Here is a 228-nt window from a genome sequence, read left to right on the forward strand (position 1 = left end):
TGGGTGGCCGGTTCTTCGATCTGGACGTGAAGCAGCACCAGCGGGTGGAGGCCGGCGACCTGCTGGCGAGGGTGGATCTCGACGGGGTTCGCTCCGCGGGATACGACACCACCACGATCGTGGTCGTGATCAACACGATGACGCTCGGCTCCGTCACCCCGCGGAAGATCGACACGGTTCGGTCCGGGGACGCCATCATTGACGTGACGCCCTGAGAGGAGCCCGTCG

The 228-nt window shown here is 66.2% G+C and carries 1 protein-coding gene; it reads left to right on the forward strand.

The annotated features are described in order from the left end of the window. On the forward strand, positions 1–215 hold a 215-nt coding region (locus BN358_RS23375; protein ID WP_198018410.1), incomplete at its 5' end, for a PTS glucose transporter subunit IIA. Between the last annotated feature and the right edge of the window lie 13 nt (positions 216–228).

Origin of the sequence: Sedimentibacter sp. B4 (assembly GCF_000309315.1) — a bacterium.
Taxonomy (GTDB): Bacteria; Bacillota; Clostridia; order Tissierellales; family Sedimentibacteraceae; genus Sedimentibacter; species Sedimentibacter saalensis.